Raw genomic sequence first — 14,092 nt, 5'->3', positions numbered from 1 at the left:
ATAAAATGAAGGACTTCCTGAAGAGGAGTTCCCTTTTTCTGTATATTTCGACTTATTTGTATATAAATTTGTCTAAAATTGGTATACTTAAAGTGGCGAAATTCAGAATTCATTCCAAGAGGTGGGCAAATGTTCCAAGACACCCTTAAGAGTATTTACGTTTATGAGGAAGGTTACATAAATTTTAATGAGGCAACTTTGATTGTGGAAGAAGATAACTTATCTTGGCACGTTGTGATTGAAGGAGCATCTGATAAATTATCTTCGTTGATGGTAAGATGCCTTGAGAGCATTGCTGTTCGATTAATAAGCGAAAATAATGAAGAATACTCTGGATATGCATTAATAACAGAAGAAGGTTTTTTGGGTAGTGGTTACTTAAACGGGTACAAAGAATAATTTTATAATTTTGGTGGAATAAAAGTCATGATTTTACATGATTTGTGGGGAGATACTATGAATGTCGAAAGAACATTGATTGATAAACAAGTAGTAGTGATTAAAGATGATAAGGGTAGTTTGCCGCTAAATCATCATTCAGACGTATATACATCCAGAGATCATGAAGGTAATAACGTAGAGTGGTTTAAAGATGCTTATGGTGAATTTCAATTAGTAAGTATTTTTCTGAGAGATGGCTACATCAAGTATTTATAAGTAGTAAAACACGGAATTTTTGAGGAGGGAAATGGTTCAATGATTAATAGAGAAGTAAAAACGCAAAATCAAAGAAAAGGGGATTATATAAGATGAAGGGAATAGCAATTGTTAGATCATCAATTACTGAGAATCACGAAGAACAGAGATTAAAAATTGCAGCATATGCGCAATCTGAAGGGATTAATGTTATCCATTTAGATATTCGGGTTGATGATAATTTTGAAAATATTTATGATTCACTTGATGAAGCGGATGTTGTAATAGTTACTGACATAACAAGAATCTCTCGTGAAAAAAGGGTTCTTGGTGATTTTTTAAGCCTTTTGGAGCAAAAGTATGTTAGATTAATTTCGCTGTCAGAGATTAATTAAATTGTGTTGAATAGGATGCCTAACACATCAACTAAGCATACTATTCGTACAGAAGAATACAGGTGAAACGTTTCGAGGGTGAAGATTGCAATCCCTAAAATTCTGATGTTGTGACAGTGCTATAGTAACATGGTTCTATTTGCCCTAAGTTGACGATTAATCCAACAGCTAAAAAGAAATTTATTAGCCCATGGCTCTTTCATAATCATATGCTAGGGCATGTAGAGGCATTCATGACCTTATCAGTAAATGACAGAATAGTTTTAACGGAAGGGTGGAAATATTTGTGTTAACTGTAACAATTACAACTAATACGTCGTTGTATCGCAATGTGTCGGTCTTCGACCAAAATACAAACTATATAGATAATAGAGAGAAGTTGAGTAAATTACTTGCTCCTGATAAGAATTATTCAATATCAATAAAGTCGGATAATATGAGTCATTTTAAATCATTGAATACTAGTGAAATCACATATTGGTCATTTGACTAGTCTCAATAGAATACTAGATTCTATATGTTATGGAGGTCGGTATATGTGTCATATTTGATTATTATAGAATGCGGTTTGAGGGGAGAAGTTTAATAAAGTCGATTGTAAGTATTAAGAATATGCCGCAAAATTACGGTAAAAGAAAATCTTAGTGGGACAAAAAATCGTGGTGGAACAGTGAAAAAAAGCTATAGAAGAATAGATTGACTTAAAATATTAATCCTTTAAAAAACTTTTAAAGGCATCGTTATTAATAAAAACTGGTTGACAGTTGTAAATGGGAACATAAAAGAATAGCATGGTTAGGGTACAAGTGATTACGATTATCAAATTGAATAATAAATTAAGAAGGACTTCCTACAGCGGAGGTCTTTTTTGATTCAATCTTCGACATATTCCTATACTGTTATGGTTAAAATTGGTATCCTATACCTAGCCAAATATTTTAATCGGAGGACTATTTTTATGAATCAAATTGATAAATTACTAAATAAGATTTACGAGGATTATTCCAAAGTCACCGATAAAGAATTAACTGAACTAGTGGGGTTAATAAACACTTTTTATAACGGTTATGATCCAATTTTACTTTCATTAACCAAAGAAGAATTATTAAGAAATACAGATCATATTACAAGAGCAACATACGAACTAACAAAAAGAAAGGGTATTTTGAATACATACTCAAAACATTATGTTTTATCCAACTTAGCAAAATTAAGGTATGGAATTGAATCGGCTTCTAGAAAAAAGATTTTTGTGGAAAAAAAGATGTTGTTACACGATGAAGTAGAGCTTAACGGTATATACGTAGAATTTAAGTTTACAGTTTTTGAATGTCGGCCAGTTTTACTAATCAAGCATAAATATGGTTATAACAGTATTACAAACATTATTGAAAAGATACTTATTAATGTTAATGATTCTTTTCTATCAAGATATGGATTTTCTTTGATAAAAGATAAAGTAGCAATCTACTACCGAGATATTATTATTAATGAAATGGAGCCAATGTATGACCGAGTTGAAGTTGATGAAAATATAAAAAATCCTCAATGGTCAACAATTGAAGGTAATTGGTTTGAAAAGTTATGGAGTGAAATTTCAGAAGAAGATGTAATTATTGAACCTACGTTTTTTGAAAATAATCAGGATTACACAGCATTTAAGAGAATTATTGGACTTCTAAAAATGATATTTTAATAATGCACACTCTTGCTTGAATAACTATGTACAAAATTGACATTGTTTTACATACTAATCCTGGGGTGATTAGTATGTACATAACTTTAAATGTTGAAACAGATTTTGAGATTAAGAGTCTTATAGACTTACCAAAATTTAAACAAGTAATGGAGCATTTAAAAATGAAAATCAATAAAAGTCAATTAGCAAGAGAATTAGGTGTGGATCGGAGAACGATTGAAAAATATCTAAATGGTTTTATGCCGAAGCGTAAGAGGGAGAAGTCTTCCAAAATTGATGAGTACTATCCCATCATAGCCGCACTTCTTTCAGAGGATTCCAAACAGAAATTTTATTACCGTCGAGTGCTTTGGCAATATCTAAAGGACAATCATGGTCTTGATTGTGCTGCCTCTACTTTTCGAGCCTATATTGCAAAAACGCCTGAGTTTAATGCCTACTTTGAGGAAGACAAGCCGATTGCAGTCCCTACAGGAACCGCTCGTTTTGAAACACCAGCTGGGAAGCAAGCACAGCTAGATTGGAAAGAAAGTATTCCATTTGAAACAAAAGATGGGGAACAAGTAGAAGTGAATGTTGCGGTACTACTGCTTTCGTGCTCCCGGTTACGTACATTTTATTTAAGTATTTCAAAATCTCAAAGTGTTTTATTTTCGTTTTTAACAGAGGCATTTGAAGCATTTGGGGGTGTACCAGATGAGCTCGTTACGGACAACATGAAAACGGTAATGGATGAAGCAAGAACAGAGCATTTTCCAGGGAAAATAAATGCCAAGTTTGAACAATTCGCAAAGGATTTTGGGTTTAAAGTAAAGCCTTGTATCGCAGGGCGACCACGTACGAAAGGGAAAGTTGAAACCACCATGAAATTATTAGATGAAATCCATGCTTACCAAGGTCAGTTAACATTAGAGGAACTACATCAATTTGTACAAGATTTATGCCACCGATTGAATCACGAGGTGCATCAAGGTACAGGAAAAATACCAATCCTTGAATTCCAAAAAGAAAAGAACCTCTTACACCAGCTACCAACTGACAAAATAAGAGATTCTTATCGCATCAAACATACGCTTGTAAAAGTCAATGCTTCCAACATGATTTCCTACAAATCCAATCAATACTCGGTACCAGCGAAGTACCAAGGAAAGAATGTAGGATTACAAGTGTATGATGATCAATTATGGATTTATTATAACACGAAGCTGATCGCACAACATCCTATAAGTCACAAGAAATTAAATTATCAGGAAGCGCATTATCAAGAATCTTTAGGGGTTTCAACGCCTACTTATCCTGATATTGATGATTTAGCAAAACGAAATTTAGCAGCGATTGGTGAGGTGTATCAATAATGAATCCAGTGGCCACGAATTACCAACAGCTATTACAAAATTTAGAGTATTTAAAGCTTAAGCAAATGACATTGCATTTAAATGAAGTCATAGACTTCAGCGTGAACAATCAACTTTCAATCATTGATACAATCATCAAATTAACGAATTACGAAATAGATGTACGCGAACAGAATATGGTTCAATCGATGGTGAAGGTCGGTGCGTTCCCACATTTAAAGGAAATTAAGGATTTTGATTTCGCTTTTCAACCTACCATTAATCAACAACAGATCTTAGATTTCTTAACGCTTCGTTTTATTGAGAAGAATGAGAATATCGTCTTTTTGGGTCCGAGTGGTGTTGGAAAAACCCACTTGGCAACCTCCATTGGAATTGCGGCAGCTAAGAAACGTACAAGCACCTATTTCATAAAGTGCCATGATTTGATTCAAAACCTGAAAAAGGCACGTCTTGAGAATCGCCTAGAGAGCCGCTTAAAACATTATACAAAATACAAGCTATTAATTATCGATGAAATTGGCTATTTACCTATTGATTCTGAAGATGCGAAGCTATTTTTCCAGCTCATTGATATGCGTTACGAAAAGCGCAGTACGATTTTAACAACAAATGTAAACTTCAAATCATGGGATGAGATTTTCCAAGAGCCAAAGCTTGCCAATGCCATTTTAGATCGAATTTTACATCACGCAACTGTCGTTGCGATTGTGGGGCCTTCTTATCGTTTGAAGGATCATTTAGAGAAAGAAAACGAGTGATTTTGTACATCCTTACGCAAGCAAAAGTGTGCATGATAGTGTTGACATTTATAGACTTCTAAATTCTGCTAAAAAAAGTTTAATAATAATCGATCCATATTTTGATGATACAACGCTACAAATAATAGAACAGTTAAAATCTGATACACACATTAAAATATTGGCATACAAGCTTCAAGGCGGTACAAAAATTTCTTTTCCAAAATTTCAGAACGAACGAGGTAAAATTGAACTGAAAACAACTGATAAAATACATGATAGATATTTAATAGTAGATTCCGACAAAATTTATTTGTTGGGTTCTTCTATTAATAACTTTGGTAATAAAGCAACCACAATAGTACCTATAAATGAACCTTCAGTAATGGAAAGTGTTATAAATTATTTTAAGGAAATATGGAATAAAAATTTATGAGTAACTTTAGTAATATTGTATATAAAGGAGAAATTTGGGGAATTTAATCAACTGCAAGAACAAGTAGATACAATTTAGCAACTTGTAATAACATTTTTAAAATTTATTAAAAGTAGTAAACACTTACTTCCTATGTAAATAACAACAATTTATGTTAGTGTTTAAATAAAAACTCTATAAAATTTTAAAAAATAGGTGATAAAATGGAAAAAATCAATCCGAAATTTTATTCGTTTGATGAATTTCTTCAAGGCAGATTATTTGAAATTCCTGACTACCAACGGGCTTATAGCTGGACTAGCCGACAAAGAAAGGATTTATTTGGTGATATATGTATTTGATAATCTAGAAATGGTTCTTACGTAAAGTTGGTGAATTATTAACTCAACCTTTATGAAAGTAATAATTTGCTATTTCAAAATACTGTTCACATGTGATATAAAACTCTTTTTCTTAAAAGCTCAAAACTAGATCGGCCATAAAGCGTGCGTTTAATTGTTTTTAGCCGATTAATTTGCCCTTCAATCACACCGTTGCTATAGGTATAGTAAATTGAGGCTAATATAGGTTGTAAATCTTTATAAAGAAATTGACTAAACCTTTTTATTTCAGGATTCAAACTGTCCTTACCTACCGATAAAAGTTGTTGTATGCCTACAGAATTTAATTGATTGAAATGATCACGAAAGGTTTGAACAAATGCATACAGTTCATTTGTTTTCGGGAATTTTTTTAACGAGTAGTTCAAATCTCTACGTTCATTTTCAGTTAGTGTTTCATTTAGTTTCCAGTAAAGTGAAATTGCCTTTTTCTGCTGAATAATAACTCTTTGTTCTTTGATCTTGTTTATATCTTTTTTCTTAAGTTTTCTGATTTCCGTAAATTTAGCACGAACCATAGAATAGCTTCCTTTATATCCTTGCTGTTTAATTTGTTCAAAAATTCGATGAGATGATAGGTTGTTTTCTATCCCTATAATGATTAAGTTAATATAACCATTTAAAAGTGTTGACCGGCGTTTTCTTTTAATTGTTGGCGGTTCCTTTAATTCAATATATTTCTTTACAGTATTACGGCTTAAATGGTTTGCTTTTGCAAGAGAACGGATAGATTGGCCAGTTTGGTGTTGTTTCTTTATTACTTGAATAAGTTCCCATTTCTTTTGCTGATTGGGTTTCATATCTATTTTTATTTCTTGAATTTCTTCCGCTTTTGATTCAGTTTCAGGTTGATTTGGAGGGTTAGAAAAATTTAAGATATATGACCATTGATGAGGTAGGATATGTTGGAGCGAAGCTAACATCCAACGATACAGAATTTGAATCAAATGAAATCGATCCATGATTTGTACCATTGGACGATTAACAGCATCTATACCTGCTCGATAAATATTAGATCCATCCCTTGTAACCAGCACAACTTCAGAATGCATAGTTAGCCAATCTGTTACAGAGGTCTTTGTTCGATTGGGAAGTACATCTATTGGTTGATGTGTATTTAAGTCGCAGATCAATGTTCCATAATTACTGCCTTTACGAAATGCAAAATCGTCAATGGCCACAAAAGGGAGAGGTATCTGCAATTTCAGTGACCGATGTATACTTTATCAAATCTAGTAAGTAATCATGGCTAGTGGGCATATGAAGACGTTGACATACTTTTTCAGCTTGTAAGCAACTCATAGAAAATGCAATCGTACGTAAGGTGTCTTCTAATCGTTTGGTTTTTCGGCGATAGGGACTCAGCCACGGCACTCTTTCTGTAAATATTTTAGTAGTACAATCAGTTTGATTACAAAACCATTTGTGTAATTGGATAATAAGTATGACTGCTTGACCACCTACAGGCAGATCATGAATAGTGCGAATATAAGTACTATGAGGGCGATGTGAAAGGTGACCACAATGAGGACAAGATGCTGATTTTGTTTCACGTTTCAATACAAACGTAAGTTGGTTTACTTCTTGATAACTAGATATAAATAGCAAATGCTCATCAAGTTGGTAAAGGATTTCAATCATGATAAATTCCTCCTTCCATCTCTAGTTTTATTATACTATAAAATTACTAGACTTGAGACTTCACCAACTTACCGTAAGAACCCTAGAAATGAGCCACTTTTAAGGGATTCGATCACATAAAAAATGAGCCACTGATTCCCAATTTCCATAACCTCTTTTATGATAGAAAGTGACCAAACAATCTACATAAAGAGAGGATTACAGAAGGATGATTGAAATGGCTCAATATTATAATATCAAATACCTAAAAGAGGTAGAAGGACTATCTCAAAGACAAATTGCAACAAAACTTGGAATATCAAGAAACACTGTAAGCAAATATCTTAGACTAGATGAACCTCCTACAACTATTCGTAGACAACAAATTTTTGGAACTAAAGAGTCTTCTGATGAAACGAAACGAGTATTACCAATCATTGACCAATGGCTTGAGGATGACTTGAAACAATGGGGAAAACAACAACATACTGCCGCCAGAATCTTTAGAAGATTAGTAGATGAATATAAGTTCAAAGGATCCGAATCCAACATCCGTAAGGTTGTTGCCAAACGTAAGAAAAAACTACAGGAAGTCTTTATTCCACTTGATTTTCAACTCGGCCACCAATTCCAATTCGACTGGGGAGAGGCGGATATTATTCTACAGGGTTGAAAACAACGCATTTACCTCTTTTACATACAGCTTTCTGCAAGTCGTGTGCGATTTGTAAGAGCGTACCTTCATGAAAAACAAGAGGCTTTCTTAGATGGCTTTGTCCATGCGTTTGAGTTCTTTGGCGGTGTACCGACAGAAGGGCTGTTTGATAACTTGAAAACAGCTGTGATTAAAATCCTCCAAGGAAGGGATCGGCTGGAACAGGAATCATTTATTGCTTTACAGGCACATTACCTATTTAAAGCAGAATTTTGTAATGTACGATCTGGAAATGAAAAGGGACGCGTGGAAGGTTCAGTTGGATATGTAAGAAGAAACGCGCTTGTTCCTATTCCGGATGTTCAATCCATTGATGAATTAAATGATTACCTTTTGGAATGGTGCTTAAATGAGACTGCAAATAAAAAGGTTCCCCACATAAAGGAAACAGTAGCTGAGATGTGGGAAAAAGAAAAGCAGTACTTTCATCCTCTTCCAGAACAAAGATTTGAAGCTTGTAAACTTGTATCATGTCAAGTCAATAAGACTTCATTAATAACTATAGAAACCAATCAGTATTCCGTCCCTTGCAGCTACGTTGGTCAAGCTGTATGGGCAAAAATCTTTGTAGATCGAGTGATCGTTGTGGCTCAAAACCAAGTGATCGCCGAACATCCTCGCTCTTATGAGCGATACCAAATGATCACAATTCTTGACCATTATCTTGAAGTACTACTTAAAAAGCCACGTGCAATTAGAGATGCACATGCGTTTCATTCTTCTGACATTCCTGATGTGTTCAGGCGTTTTCATCGTAAGATGAGAGATCAAGAAGGAGCTACGGGTGATCGGAAATTTATTCGATTACTTCTTCTGCATCGCGAGATAGGAATGGAAAAACTAACGCAAGCCTTACGAGAAGCTGAGCAGACACAAGTGTATCGATATGAAGTGGTACACGAAATCATCCAGAGGCTTACGAACAACAAGCTACTTGTCCAGAATCTATCAAACGAAAAAACGCCTATAAATCTATTAGACTATAAGATTCAAAAGTCAAACGTAGCCCAATATGGACAACTAACAGGAGGTCAGAAAGGATGACAACAGAATTATTATTAGACCATTTAACTAAGCAATTAAAAATGCCCATGGTCGGTAAACACTACCGATCACTCGCAAGAGAGGCTGAGGAGAGAAACCTTGGATTTGAAGAATATTTGTTAGCATTATTAGAAGCCGAAGCGCAGTCGAGAGACGAAAACCAAAAGCAAAGGCGGCTAAAACAAGCGTCATTTTCAGTTCAAAAAACATTAGACACCTACGATTTTAGCCTAATGCCTAGCTTAAATAAGAATCGTTTTTTGACTTTGGCTAAAGGCGGTTTTGTGGAAAATAAAGAGAATATTATATTTTTGGGGAATAGCGGTACTGGAAAATCGCATCTTGCCACCGGACTTGGAATTGAAATGATAAAAAATGGTTATAAAGTGAAATTTACCGCCGCCTCCGAATTAGTTGAAGAACTATTGATGGCAAATGAAGAACATAAGCTGGGGGCTTTTGAAAAAAGATGGCTCAAATTCGATTTGATCATCGTAGATGAGCTCGGTTACGTCCCCTTCTCAAAAACAGGCGCAGAACTATTATTTCAATTCTTTTCAAGTCGATACGAACGCTAGTGTGATTATCACGACAAATCTTGAATTCACTGAATGGACTGATGTATTTGGGGATGAAAAAATGACAGCTGCCCTACTAGATCGATTAACACACCGATCACATATCCTTTTAATGAATGGTCCATCTTATCGCTTTCGCCAAAGTATGAAACAAAAGGAAGAAAGCAAGGAGTAGTTGGGGCACGCGAGGTGTTTGGGGGTTTTGCCCCTCCCCGGGGCAAAACCCCCAAACACCCAAACCCTCCCCCTAAGTGAAATGTATTACCTAAAGTGGCTCAATTCATTGTTGACAAAAACAATATAGTAAAATTATTTAGTTATGATGATTATGATGATGGAAATAGAACTCATTTTTTAGCTACTGTAGTATGCTGTAGTAAAAAGAGGAAAGAAAAACACGGAACAGAATTATTTGAAATTTTCGATATTGTTGATGGACAACAGAGGATAACAACATTAATTATTTTGATGAAAGCAATACATAAAAAGTTAGAATCTATTGGTGATGTTAGATTTAGAAAGGATATTAATAAATTAGATGAATTACTTGTTAAAGATAGTGATAGTCGCTTAATTTTAATTCAAACTAATCATGATAGTTCACTTGTATTAAGAAATTATTTAGTGTCTGGAAAGATAGTAGACAAGAAAAATATCCAAACTCAGGCAGAGCATAATCTTTATTACGCATTTTTAGATAACGAACAGTCACTGTTACTGTTCGCTAAAGATATGCTTCGGCAAAAGTAAAGGATACCGATAACGAAAAATTCACTTTCCGAGTTTGGATCATACGATTAGGAATGTTGGGGTGATTACAAGGAAACTAGGAAAATATTATTGCAAAACCTAAGAGGTAATTCAGCATTTCGATATGGTAAGCCTGAAAAGGAAACAACCGCTGGGGAGTAACATCCCCTTTTTATTTTGCCTGTGTTGGCTAGAATGGGAGTGTGGATGAATGAGTTTAGGATGGAATGATTACCGCTATATAGGGCAACGTGTGGCGAATGTGGGGGCAATGTTCAAAGTGGTTGACTTAATCCGAGGTCAGAGCGAACATGGGACAAACTTAATAAGGAGTTGATTCGCATGGAAGAAGCTAAGGTTGAAATGGTCATTCGATTCTTGAAGGATATGCAGATTGAAAAGGTGTGCGTATTCTGGGAAGATGAAGCAAAGGAGCATGTTGAATTGTTGAAGAAAGTGATTGATGATATTGAGATGTTTTATGAAGGTGAATTGGAAGATTAGGAGAAGGGGCTGAGAGATCAGCTGCTTTTTTTGATTGTGGGAATGGATAAATTTGTAGAAAGGAAGGTGAATATTGAAGGAATTACCTCTAATCTTGTCGAATGTTAAAGAGTGGGATTGGGGGTGTGAAATGTAAATGGTATTACCTAAATTTGGTACATTAGAGAATTTATCAGAAACGACTAAAGCAGGAAAATCTGATTTAGTTTGGAGAGAATTTTTAGTTGCAAATCATAATTTTATTAATCATAGTTTTCACCAAACAGAGGATCAAGCAGCTTCTATAACTAAAAGTCTTCAAAATTGGATAACTAGAAAAGATTTTATGGATTATAAAGAAAAGAACTCTGATGGAAAATTAACAGTATCATCAGTGAATGAAGGTGATATTTTTATAGCTGATTTAGGGTTAAGTTATGAAACGGCATATTCTCATCCTGTTTTAGTTTTGGAAAATATAGGAGATAAAGTATTAGTTCTACCTGTAACTTCAACCCCTTTGAAAGTAAGTAATGCATATCATCCTTCAAGTAATACAACTGGAGATACAAATTATAGAAAGGTTTACAAAAGTGATGGTTTTGAAACAGAATCTGCTCTTATAATAGATAGCCCTATGGTTATTAGGAAAGGAAGGTTATTGGAAAGAAAAGGTAGAATTAATGAGGATATCTCTGCTCCTACTTCAATATATCAAGAAGTCAGAGAATCTTTATTTAAAACAATATTTAATGACTTTTATATTAAAAATCAAACTATTTTTAAAGAGTTAAATAATTTAAAAGAGGAAAATGATTTATTAAAAAGTCAGTTGCAAAAATAGGGAAATTATTGCATTTTTAAGAAATGTGTATTACAATAATAGTAACCAAATGATAATTAGCTTTATGCAAGGTGTAGTCCAACTAAACTGTGACTACCCATAATAGTAGGAAAAGACATCACATTGATTTGTGGTGTCTTTTTCGTTATGTGTAATAATTTGAATTTTAAGAGTGAATTAAATGGACAAATATAATGTTGAAGTAATAAAATAAGTAATATTGCTGAAAGGGTGGTTGATTAAAATGTTTACCATTGAGGAATTAGATACAATTATGAATTGCATCGATAGCTCTCTATATGAGTCGGCACCGTCAGATATGTTTGGTTTGTTAGAAGGTAAGAATTTGAAATTGGTAAAAAAACTTGATGCTTTAAATATTAATGAAAATCACCATTTAATCGAAAGGCTTACAGAAATTGTTAAAAAATACCCAATTTATATTGCCTCTATTGAAGACAGTAATGAAATATGGTTCAAAAGAGATAAAGAAGTTTATAATTTATTAAGTGAATATATTCAAGATTAATAATTTAACATTGCTATATTTAAGACAGTCATTTAGGCTGTCTTTTTATTTTTTTAATCAATCTTTATTTGGAGGTGAGGTGAAATGAGTAAAAATGCAAAGCCAACTAAGTATGATACGAATGTAGTATATAGGCTGGATGAAATAAAACAATGGGTTGCTGATGGCTGGACTGATGAACAGATTGCGGATGAGTTAGATCTACATATAACAACGTATTATGAATATAAAAAGAAATATCCTAAGTTCGCCAAAGCATCTTATCGCCCAACTAAGTGGGATACACATGTCCAACCTAGATTACAAGAGATTCATGGATGGTGTACTCAAGGTTTAACCAATGATGTCATTTGTGACAAATTAGGCATTTCAGAAGCGACTTGGTATGAATATGTTAATCAACATCCTACCCTTGCTGAGTTAGTTAAACTGGGCAAGTCTGTTATGGATTCTCACGTGGAAAATTCTTTATTACGGGCTGCACTCGGTTTTGAGTTTGAAGAAGTTAAAACAATTATTGAAGAAGATAAAAATGGCAAAAAGAAAACGAGGGTGGAAAAAGTAAAAAGGTATCAACCACCAAACCCAACAGCCATGATATTTTGGTTGAAGAACCGCAAGAAGGATGAATGGAATGACCGCAGAGAAGTATTTCTAGATACAAAGCAAAATGAGGAGGAACGTAAGCGATTGTTCCTAGAAATGATTGAGGATGATGCCGGTGATAACGTGCTTGAAGGTGAATATATGGAGATAGATGAGGAAGCTGGCGGTGAAGCTGAATATAGGTTGGATGTGCAAACTACTGATGAATAGGAATCATAATGTTATGTATTGAGTTTTCCGATAGATAAATGCCCATATATGCCCTGAATATTGCAAAAAAATAGCCAATAACACAACATAATGATAGTTATGTATTGAGTTGCTTTCCTTTGACATTAATTATATGATGTGTCACAACAAGGGAAGGATGGTACTATTTATGCAGTATATCAGTGGTTTTGAGCATTATTTACGAAGCAAGGATAGAAGTGACAACACGATTTCCTGCTATACAAGGGATGTAAAGCAATTTATAGATTGGTACAAAACGAAAACGGAGCATGGCATTGAAAAAGTAATTGAATTGGATGCGGTTGAATACAAAAAGCATCTTCAAAAAAGTAAACAAGCAGTCATAACGATCAATCGGAAGCTCGCCAGTTTGAATGTATTCTTGGAATGGATGAAGGAAGCAGGGCATTTGAACGGAGAAATAAGCGTGAAACCGATAAGAAATCGAGATTTAGTCCAATATAAAGGGCTTGAGCAACAGGAATTGTGGAAACTGCGGAAAGAAATACACCGAGCAGGGAATCCAATGCATATTTGTATAATAGAATTGTTGCTTCAAACAGGCATAAGGGTAAGCGAATTGGTCAATATTAGGCTTTCTGATATAGAAATAGGCGAAAGAAAAGGGAAACTTGAGGTAATAGGGAAAGGGAATGTTAAACGAACACTTCCGCTAAATAAAGATGCAAGGAAAGCCATTGAAAAATACTTAGCAGTTAGAGCGATAACAGATGAAGAACACCTATTGATCGGTCAACGTGGAGCATTGAAACGAAATGCTATAAACCTAATATTGAAAGATTACGGTGAGAGGACAAATATTCAGGTAACTCCGCACCAGCTAAGGCATTCGCTTGGATATACATTGATGAAACAACAAGTAGAACTAACCACGATTCAGCAAATATTTGGACATTCGAATATACAAAAAAACGAATATATACACAGTAACAACAGCAAAAGAAGTTGAACAAGCCTTGGAGCATATTGAGTGGTAAACAAGCCACTCTTTTTTTGTTGTTCTAGGGGGAGGGGTGCTTCTATTTTGAAA

19 protein-coding genes and 1 pseudogene are annotated in these 14,092 nt (G+C 34.3%); 18 read left to right on the top strand and 2 right to left on the bottom strand.

The window, feature by feature from the left end; all coding sequences use genetic code 11:
* The first annotated feature begins 129 nt into the window (after nucleotides 1-129).
* The 8 genes from ACNQFZ_RS08765 to ACNQFZ_RS08730 all read left to right on the top strand — a co-directional run bounded on the left by ACNQFZ_RS08765 (nucleotide 130) and on the right by ACNQFZ_RS08730 (nucleotide 5,602).
* A complete protein-coding gene (locus ACNQFZ_RS08765; RefSeq protein ID WP_458414893.1) occupies nucleotides 130-399 on the top strand; it encodes a hypothetical protein in 270 nt (89 codons plus the stop codon).
* A 27-nt stretch (nucleotides 400-426) separates the two neighbouring features.
* Entirely contained in the window at nucleotides 427-657 is a 231-nt protein-coding gene (locus ACNQFZ_RS08760) for a hypothetical protein (protein WP_458414892.1), read from the top strand.
* A 92-nt stretch (nucleotides 658-749) separates the two neighbouring features.
* A complete protein-coding gene (locus tag ACNQFZ_RS08755; RefSeq protein ID WP_458414891.1) occupies nucleotides 750-1,031 on the top strand; it encodes a recombinase family protein in 282 nt (93 codons plus the stop codon).
* 958 nt (nucleotides 1,032-1,989) lie between these two features.
* The gene (locus ACNQFZ_RS08750; RefSeq protein ID WP_458414890.1) at nucleotides 1,990-2,727 is read left to right on the top strand and encodes a hypothetical protein; all 738 of its coding nucleotides are present in this window, start codon (nucleotides 1,990-1,992) and stop codon (nucleotides 2,725-2,727) included.
* A 74-nt stretch (nucleotides 2,728-2,801) separates the two neighbouring features.
* Entirely contained in the window at nucleotides 2,802-4,085 is a 1,284-nt protein-coding gene (gene istA / locus ACNQFZ_RS08745; protein WP_458411698.1) for an IS21 family transposase, read from the top strand.
* Nucleotides 4,085-4,846, top strand: a complete 762-nt coding sequence (gene istB / locus ACNQFZ_RS08740; protein WP_458411699.1) for an IS21-like element helper ATPase IstB — start codon at nucleotides 4,085-4,087, stop codon at nucleotides 4,844-4,846. The genes istA (ACNQFZ_RS08745) and istB (ACNQFZ_RS08740) overlap by 1 nt, the downstream gene beginning before the upstream one ends.
* Before the next feature lie 28 nt (nucleotides 4,847-4,874).
* Entirely contained in the window at nucleotides 4,875-5,261 is a 387-nt protein-coding gene (locus tag ACNQFZ_RS08735; protein WP_458414889.1) for a phospholipase D-like domain-containing protein, read from the top strand.
* Nucleotides 5,262-5,464: 203 nt separating this feature from the next.
* Nucleotides 5,465-5,602, top strand: coding sequence for a GmrSD restriction endonuclease domain-containing protein (locus ACNQFZ_RS08730; protein ID WP_458414888.1), 138 nt, complete (start codon nucleotides 5,465-5,467; stop codon nucleotides 5,600-5,602).
* An 86-nt stretch (nucleotides 5,603-5,688) separates the two neighbouring features.
* Here the strand turns inward: ACNQFZ_RS08730 and ACNQFZ_RS08725 are convergent, their stop codons facing one another.
* Together ACNQFZ_RS08725 and ACNQFZ_RS08720 are read right to left on the bottom strand one after the other, a co-directional pair.
* Nucleotides 5,689-6,822, bottom strand: coding sequence for an ISL3 family transposase (locus ACNQFZ_RS08725; protein WP_458414887.1), 1,134 nt, complete (start codon nucleotides 6,820-6,822; stop codon nucleotides 5,689-5,691).
* On the bottom strand, nucleotides 6,812-7,282 hold the full coding sequence (locus ACNQFZ_RS08720; protein ID WP_458413292.1) for a transposase family protein: 471 nt from the start codon (nucleotides 7,280-7,282) through the stop codon (nucleotides 6,812-6,814). Before ACNQFZ_RS08720 ends, ACNQFZ_RS08725 begins: the two co-directional genes overlap by 11 nt.
* A 217-nt stretch (nucleotides 7,283-7,499) precedes the next feature.
* Between ACNQFZ_RS08720 and ACNQFZ_RS08715 the strand changes: the two genes are divergently transcribed.
* The 10 genes and pseudogenes from ACNQFZ_RS08715 to ACNQFZ_RS08670 all read left to right on the top strand — a co-directional run bounded on the left by ACNQFZ_RS08715 (nucleotide 7,500) and on the right by ACNQFZ_RS08670 (nucleotide 14,011).
* Nucleotides 7,500-7,934 (top strand): sigma factor-like helix-turn-helix DNA-binding protein, encoded by a 435-nt coding sequence (locus ACNQFZ_RS08715; protein ID WP_458414886.1) that lies wholly within the window; start codon nucleotides 7,500-7,502, stop codon nucleotides 7,932-7,934.
* 9 nt (nucleotides 7,935-7,943) lie between these two features.
* Nucleotides 7,944-9,020 carry an IS21 family transposase gene (gene istA, locus ACNQFZ_RS08710; RefSeq protein WP_458415350.1) on the top strand — a complete coding sequence of 359 codons (1,077 nt, stop codon included), beginning with the start codon at nucleotides 7,944-7,946 and terminating at the stop codon, nucleotides 9,018-9,020.
* Nucleotides 9,017-9,773: pseudogene (gene istB / locus ACNQFZ_RS08705) on the top strand (IS21-like element helper ATPase IstB). Before istA (ACNQFZ_RS08710) ends, istB (ACNQFZ_RS08705) begins: the two are co-directional and overlap by 4 nt.
* Nucleotides 9,774-9,868: 95 nt before the next feature.
* Nucleotides 9,869-10,348, top strand: coding sequence for a GmrSD restriction endonuclease domain-containing protein (locus tag ACNQFZ_RS08700; protein WP_458414885.1), 480 nt, complete (start codon nucleotides 9,869-9,871; stop codon nucleotides 10,346-10,348).
* Between the two features lie 211 nt (nucleotides 10,349-10,559).
* Nucleotides 10,560-10,685 carry a hypothetical protein gene (locus ACNQFZ_RS08695; RefSeq protein WP_458414884.1) on the top strand — a complete coding sequence of 42 codons (126 nt, stop codon included), beginning with the start codon at nucleotides 10,560-10,562 and terminating at the stop codon, nucleotides 10,683-10,685.
* 5 nt (nucleotides 10,686-10,690) lie between these two features.
* The gene (locus tag ACNQFZ_RS08690) at nucleotides 10,691-10,852 is read left to right on the top strand and encodes a hypothetical protein (RefSeq protein WP_458414883.1); all 162 of its coding nucleotides are present in this window, start codon (nucleotides 10,691-10,693) and stop codon (nucleotides 10,850-10,852) included.
* A gap of 136 nt (nucleotides 10,853-10,988) precedes the next feature.
* On the top strand, nucleotides 10,989-11,675 hold the full coding sequence (locus tag ACNQFZ_RS08685; protein ID WP_458414882.1) for a type II toxin-antitoxin system PemK/MazF family toxin: 687 nt from the start codon (nucleotides 10,989-10,991) through the stop codon (nucleotides 11,673-11,675).
* Nucleotides 11,676-11,919: 244 nt separating this feature from the next.
* The gene (locus ACNQFZ_RS08680) at nucleotides 11,920-12,204 is read left to right on the top strand and encodes a hypothetical protein (protein WP_458414881.1); all 285 of its coding nucleotides are present in this window, start codon (nucleotides 11,920-11,922) and stop codon (nucleotides 12,202-12,204) included.
* An 84-nt stretch (nucleotides 12,205-12,288) separates the two neighbouring features.
* The gene (locus ACNQFZ_RS08675) at nucleotides 12,289-13,020 is read left to right on the top strand and encodes a transposase (protein WP_458414880.1); all 732 of its coding nucleotides are present in this window, start codon (nucleotides 12,289-12,291) and stop codon (nucleotides 13,018-13,020) included.
* A 169-nt stretch (nucleotides 13,021-13,189) separates the two neighbouring features.
* Nucleotides 13,190-14,011 carry a tyrosine-type recombinase/integrase gene (locus ACNQFZ_RS08670; protein WP_458414879.1) on the top strand — a complete coding sequence of 274 codons (822 nt, stop codon included), beginning with the start codon at nucleotides 13,190-13,192 and terminating at the stop codon, nucleotides 14,009-14,011.
* Nucleotides 14,012-14,092 lie beyond the last annotated feature (81 nt).

The organism is Schinkia acidoalkalinis, assembly GCF_054301215.1.
Note: the sequence above shows the minus strand (reverse complement) of the source record. Positions and strands in the feature narration are given on the sequence as shown.